The organism is Nodosilinea sp. LEGE 07088 (assembly GCF_015207395.1).
In the GTDB taxonomy this organism is placed as follows: domain Bacteria; phylum Cyanobacteriota; class Cyanobacteriia; order Phormidesmidales; family Phormidesmidaceae; genus Nodosilinea.
This window is the reverse complement of sequence record NZ_JADEWX010000268.1, coordinates 1-5,591: the sequence shown is the minus strand read 5'-3', so window position 1 is coordinate 5,591 and position 5,591 is coordinate 1. Positions and strand designations below refer to the sequence as shown.

General features: G+C 56.7%; 7 protein-coding genes. 6 read left to right on the top strand and 1 reads right to left on the bottom strand.

Features of this window, described 5'->3' with window-relative positions; translation table 11 throughout:
* Positions 1-38 precede the first annotated feature (38 nt).
* From IQ254_RS29355 to ald, 4 genes are all read left to right on the top strand, one after another.
* The gene (locus IQ254_RS29355) at positions 39-305 is read left to right on the top strand and encodes a TIGR02450 family Trp-rich protein (RefSeq protein ID WP_193969691.1); all 267 of its coding nucleotides are present in this window, start codon (positions 39-41) and stop codon (positions 303-305) included.
* Positions 306-404: 99 nt separating this feature from the next.
* A complete protein-coding gene (locus IQ254_RS29350) occupies positions 405-755 on the top strand; it encodes a DUF2973 domain-containing protein (protein WP_193969690.1) in 351 nt (116 codons plus the stop codon).
* 346 nt (positions 756-1,101) lie between these two features.
* Positions 1,102-2,373 carry a hybrid sensor histidine kinase/response regulator gene (locus IQ254_RS29345; protein WP_193969689.1) on the top strand — a complete coding sequence of 424 codons (1,272 nt, stop codon included), beginning with the start codon at positions 1,102-1,104 and terminating at the stop codon, positions 2,371-2,373.
* A 76-nt stretch (positions 2,374-2,449) separates the two neighbouring features.
* On the top strand, positions 2,450-3,553 hold the full coding sequence (ald, locus tag IQ254_RS29340; protein WP_193969688.1) for an alanine dehydrogenase: 1,104 nt from the start codon (positions 2,450-2,452) through the stop codon (positions 3,551-3,553).
* 110 nt (positions 3,554-3,663) lie between these two features.
* Here the strand turns inward: ald and IQ254_RS29335 are convergent, their stop codons facing one another.
* Positions 3,664-4,245: a thioredoxin family protein gene (locus IQ254_RS29335; RefSeq protein ID WP_193969687.1), complete on the bottom strand. Its 582-nt coding sequence runs from the start codon at positions 4,243-4,245 to the stop codon at positions 3,664-3,666.
* Between the two features lie 263 nt (positions 4,246-4,508).
* Here IQ254_RS29335 and IQ254_RS29330 point away from each other — a divergent pair, with 263 nt between their 5' ends.
* Positions 4,509-4,913, top strand: coding sequence for an NIL domain-containing protein (locus IQ254_RS29330; RefSeq protein WP_193969686.1), 405 nt, complete (start codon positions 4,509-4,511; stop codon positions 4,911-4,913).
* 22 nt (positions 4,914-4,935) lie between these two features.
* Complete coding sequence (locus IQ254_RS29325; RefSeq protein WP_193969685.1) at positions 4,936-5,391, top strand: hypothetical protein; 456 nt, start codon at positions 4,936-4,938, stop codon at positions 5,389-5,391.
* Positions 5,392-5,591 lie beyond the last annotated feature (200 nt).

Sequence of the window (5,591 nt, the reverse complement as noted above, 5' to 3'; positions counted from 1 at the left end):
CCCTAATCTTCCTCACCCACTCACCCACTCACCCACCCATGCCCCGCAAGCAAAAATATCCTCATCTGCTCGGCTCTAAATGGACGGCCCACCAAAAAACTGAAGGCTGGCGGCATTTTCAGGTGGCTAATCGTAAGCAAGAAGGCCCTTGGATCTTTGCCGAACTGGTGGCTTCCTGTGATCCCACCGTCAGGCTTTGGATCAATGCCCGGCAGCTCAAAAATCGAACGCTTTGGCAACCGGGCTGGCTCCCCCTGCGTCAGTTGACAATCGAGGCTGAGAACGACGACTTCTGGTTAAACTAGAGGTTAGTGAGTTAAGACGTTTGTTTGCCCAGGGCGCAGCACGAACGCTTTAAACACGCTAAAGTCGATACAGTCAAGGTTGGCCAGAGGACAGCAGCTATGTGGCACGTCGTTTACATCATTGCATTTGCGGTTCTGGCTATCCTAGCGATCGCAAATTTGGTTAGAAATTTAGTCTTGCTGGGCAGCAATGCCCGCAACCCCCGATCCATGGCCTCCTACGGTGGGGGGCAGCAATCGGCCTCCCAGGGCGGCGGGTCTACCAGTATTGGCAATCGCCTGGTGCCTCACCCTGAACTGCTAGACCAAGATGGTCAAGTGATTCGTGAGCCGCTGTTGGTGATGCGATCGATCTCGGTCAAAGACGCCCGTGAGCAGCTCGATGCTCTCTACAACGGCACTGGCTCTCCCCTCGACGACAGTGAAGAGTCGAGTACTGAGCCCGAATAGCCCGAACGCCCGGTCAAGCCGATATTCCTGCCAGTTAGCGCTGCTGGCTATTTTCATCGGCTGATGGAGAGAGTGTTTTGCTGAGAGCCAGCTTTTATCGGCCACCTTGGTAGCGGGAGACTGGGGGCAAACTGCCCCAGGCGATCGCCTCACCGTCGCGGTTGAGGTTGCAGCCGCAAAATTTCCCTATCAAAAATATTTATAACCATAGTTTGGGCTTGCCTCTGTCTAGGGATAGAGGTAACTCGCGTAATATTGTGGCGACTATAGAAACGGTGCTTGTCGATCGATGGCGGCGAAGTTGCTGCCGATTCAGAGCACTGCACCGATAGTATTGAGCCTCATAATGCCTTCGGACCTGACCCCCGAAACCTGCGCCATTTTGGCGGTAGACGATTCTCCCGACAATCTGTTTTTGATTGAGTCGGTGCTAGATGACCCTAAATATGCCATTACCTGTGTAGATAATGGCCAGGCAGCGCTAGATATAGTGCGTCAGACCCCGCCTGACCTGATTTTGCTAGACGTGATGATGCCTGGGCTAGATGGCTATGCGGTGACTCAAAAAATTCGCAGTCACCCTGGCCTGCCCTATATTCCGATTTTGTTGATTACCGCCCACGATCAGTCGAGTCTGGTACAGGGGCTTGATGCAGGGGCCGACGACTTTATTCACAAACCGGTGGATGTCAATGAGTTACGGGCCAGAGTGCGATCGCTGCTGCGTCTCAAGCGCAGTATGGATGCTCAAATCGCCATGCTGCGCCAGCGGGATGACTTTGTTGCTCGCCTCACCCACGACCTACGTACGCCTCTCGTGGCGGCTAACCGCATGCTTAGACTGTGCCAAGAAGAGGCTTTTGGGGCGGTAGCTGGTGACGTTAAGCAGGCCCTAGCCAACATTGCCGACAGCAATTTGCATCTGTTGAGCATGGTCAATACCCTGCTCGAAGTTTACCGCCATGAAGCAGGCCACAAGGCCCTGACCCTGTCGGTGATCGACCTGCTACAGCTAACCGAAGCTGTCGTCATGGAACTGGCCCCCATTGCGGCTGAGAAAAATCTCACCTGCTTACTCCGTGACCCCGATCGGCCAGAGACTAAGCGATCGCAGATTGCCCTAGCGGGTCGGCACGGCCCCACCGATAAGGCGGCCAATAGTGCCGACGGCTATGGGGCCTTGCCAGAAACCGCCTTCATAGTGGCAGGCGATCGCTTAGAGTTACGCCGAGTCATCACTAATTTGGTGGGCAATGCTATTAAGTTTACCGATCGCGGCAATGTCACCGTTACCGTGGGGATTGCGTCGCAGCTGCCCCCAGACGTAGAGGCCACCATCCCCGTAGACCAACCTCAGGGCTGGGTCTGGGTGGCCGTAGCCGATACCGGTATTGGTATCGCTGAATCTGAGCAAGCCGCTATATTTGAATGGTTTCGCCAGGGTAATCAGGCGCGGGCTGGGCATGGCCTAGGCCTGCATCTCTCCCAACGCATTGCCCGGCTGCACCATGGCACCATTGTCCTCCAGTCAGCGGTGGGGCAAGGCAGCTGTTTTACGCTATATCTGCCTCAGTTCAAGGCCGCTGACTCAGCGGGCCCGATGGGTGAGCCTGACTAGGAGCCGCACCTGGCCGGGCTGACCCCAACGGGGTTAGGTAGGATGGAAACAACTACCACCTAGGCAAAGCAACACCATGCGCATTGGGCTACCTAAAGAGATTAAAGACCAAGAATTTCGCGTGGGCTTGACCCCAGCAGCGGTGCAGAGTCTCTGTCAGCAGGGGCATCAGGTCATGGTACAGGCCGGAGCGGGCTCTGGTTCCGGGTTTAGCGATGGCGACTATGAAGCCGCAGGGGCGACTGTGGTGGCCGATGCGGCGATGGCCTGGGCCCAAGATATGGTGGTCAAGGTGAAGGAGCCCCAACCGTCAGAGTATGGTTTCTTTCGCTCTGACCTAATTTTGTTTACGTACCTGCACCTGGCAGCTGAACGGACTCTAACCGAGGCGCTAATGCAGGGTGGCATCGCTGCGATCGCCTATGAGACCGTAGTCTCCGCCGACGGTAGATTGCCGCTGCTCACCCCCATGAGCGTGATTGCCGGTCGGCTTTCGGTGCAGTTTGGGGCTCGCTACCTAGAGCGCCAGCAGGGCGGACGGGGCGTGTTGTTGGGCGGTATTCCCGGTGTCGCCCCGGGTACGGTAGTCATTTTGGGTGGCGGTGTGGTGGGCACCGAGGCGGCCAAAATGGCGGTGGGTTTAGGGGCTAGGGTGCAGATTATTGACATCAATGTCGATCGCCTCGCCTACCTCGAAACGCTATTTGGTTCGCGAGTTGAGCTCCTCTATAGCAGCCCTGCGCAGGTGGCTGCCGCAGTTCCCCAGGCCGACCTGCTGATCGGGGCTGTACTGGTGCCGGGTCGCAAAGCGCCCACCCTGGTATCTAAAGCGCTGGTCGCCACTATGCGGCCTGGAGCCGTCATTATTGATGTTGCCGTTGACCAGGGCGGCTGTATCGAAACCCTCCGCCCCACCTCCCACAGCCAGCCCACCTACCTCGAATCCGGCGTCGTTCACTTTGGGGTGCCCAACATGCCCGGTGCCGTGCCCTGGACCGCCACCCAGGCCCTTAACAACGCCACTCTGCCCTACGTGCTCAAGTTGGCTAAGCAGGGGCTAGCCGCCCTAGAGGGCGACAGTGGTTTAGGCGGTGGGCTCAATGTTTTGGCCGGCAAGCTGATGCACCCTGCCGTCCGAGACGTGTTTCCTGACTTGGCCGCAACTCTAGCTCCGGTTTAGGCCCTAGTACCAAAAGGCAGAAGTAAGAAGGCAGAAGGCAGAACGGAAAACCCAGGTCTCATAAGGGTTTCCGCGTGAGTAAACAGCTGGGTTATTTCCGTCTCAGAGTACTAGTTCACGATTGCGTTCCCGTGGGCACGAGGATCGTCATTGACAGCGCCCTGGCGCGAGAGCCGATCTCCTTCGATGGCTGACAAGCGGCCAAACGTCTGCTGGTGGGGTAGCGGAGCTTGGGCAATCAGCGCATCCAGGTTGTCGCTTAAGATCTGCCGGGGCTGTTCGCCAATGGCAACGGCAATCGGATCGCCCGCTGAGCCCATGTAGACAAAGTGGGGAATGCCTTCTACCCGATACGCCAGCATCTCGGGCAGCCACTTGTTGTTGTCGATATTGAGCATGACAAAGTTGATGCGATCGCCATAGCGGGCTCTCAGTTCTGCCATGTCTCCCGCCATCGCCTGACAACTCGTGCACCAGTTGGCATAGAACTCTAGCAGCGTCGGTCTGCCGTTGGTTTGGGCTTCCTCATAGGGGACGGCACTAGCGGCTAGCTCACTCAGAGAAGGCATCACCGACTGAGTCCGCAGCCCCAAAACCAGCGCCGCTGACAACACCACAGCGGCCACAGCCACGATTAGGTTACGGGCCTGGTTAGGGGTAGATGGAGGCGTGTTGGGCAGGTGATCTGACATAGCAGTGACGGTATTTTTGATGGATTACTTAAAACAGCTCAGTCAGTAGGTAGATAGACAAAATTGTTCAACCTCATTCCGACCAGCATAAAGACTCTCAGCCCCTAGCGGTGAGGAAGATGTCTCGCTCCCCTCGCCTTGACAGAGCAACGGTTGCCCACTGAGTAGCGGCTTGGATCGATCTCGGGAGAACCCCAATCTCCGGTTAGGATGAAGATAGATCGCTAGTTTCAGTGTAAAAGACTCTGCGTATTGGGGCGGCGATGAAGAAACGGGTTAAGCTTATTTTCCCAAAACGATCGGTGCACATGCCGATCACCTATCGGCTGGCGAAAGACTTCAATATTGCCGCTAATATCATTCGCGCCCAGGTCGCCCCTAACCAGGTCGGTACCCTGGTGGTTGAGCTGTCTGGCGATATTGATCAGCTCAATGACGCCATCGACTGGCTAGAGGTGCAAGACATTGAGGTATCGGGAGCCAGTGGCGAAATCGTAGTCGATGAAGACCTCTGCGTTCACTGTGGGCTATGTACCGGAGTTTGCCCGACCCGTGCCCTGACCCTGGATAGTGAGACCTATCGCCTCACCTTTGCGCGATCGCGCTGCATTGTCTGTGAGCAATGTGTGCCCACTTGCCCAGTCCAGGCGATCTCTACCAACCTATAGTGGCCGCTGAGGCGCAACCGCCATGACCCAAGATCGATCACTGCGCAACCTGGTTAAGGCTCACTGGCTCTCCTGGGCCTTGCTGGTGATGGCCTATGCGACCTATGGGAGTTTTTTGCACGCGAGCGATGTGCCTCCCTACGCCTGGGTCTTGAGCTGCTTGTTAGCGGCTTGCGGCGCCTGGATGATCACCCTAGGCTGGCCAAAGTTGCGGCGAGTTATGTTGCTTGGCTTTCAGTCTGACATTGGGTACTTTGCTATGGCCTTATCTGGGGCCTCGCTGGCGGTTATTGCCGTCACGCAGTTCCAAATGTTTGCCTACTGCGCCATGTTAGTGGCCGTATCGCTGCTAGCTCGGGTTGACAACCTGATTGCCGGCTTTCGAGATGTGATGGCCTTTTGTTGGCTGTCGGGGCTGGCCCTGTTGGGCCTGGCCCTCAGCTGGTTGCCCGAACTGCTCAGTCAGGCCTCGGGTTAGCCGACAGTGCTAGTCCGCCTGCTGGTCTGGGTGAGGGATAAGTAGGCAGTTGAGATTAAATGTAAGATAGCAGGGTAGCCAGAGTGCCCTCAAATGCCCGCCCCATTACGCATCATTTTGACCGAGGAAGAAGACCGCACGTTAAGTGAACTTCGGGAGGCTCAGACAGTTCCCTATCGGACGCGTGACCGAGCGCATAT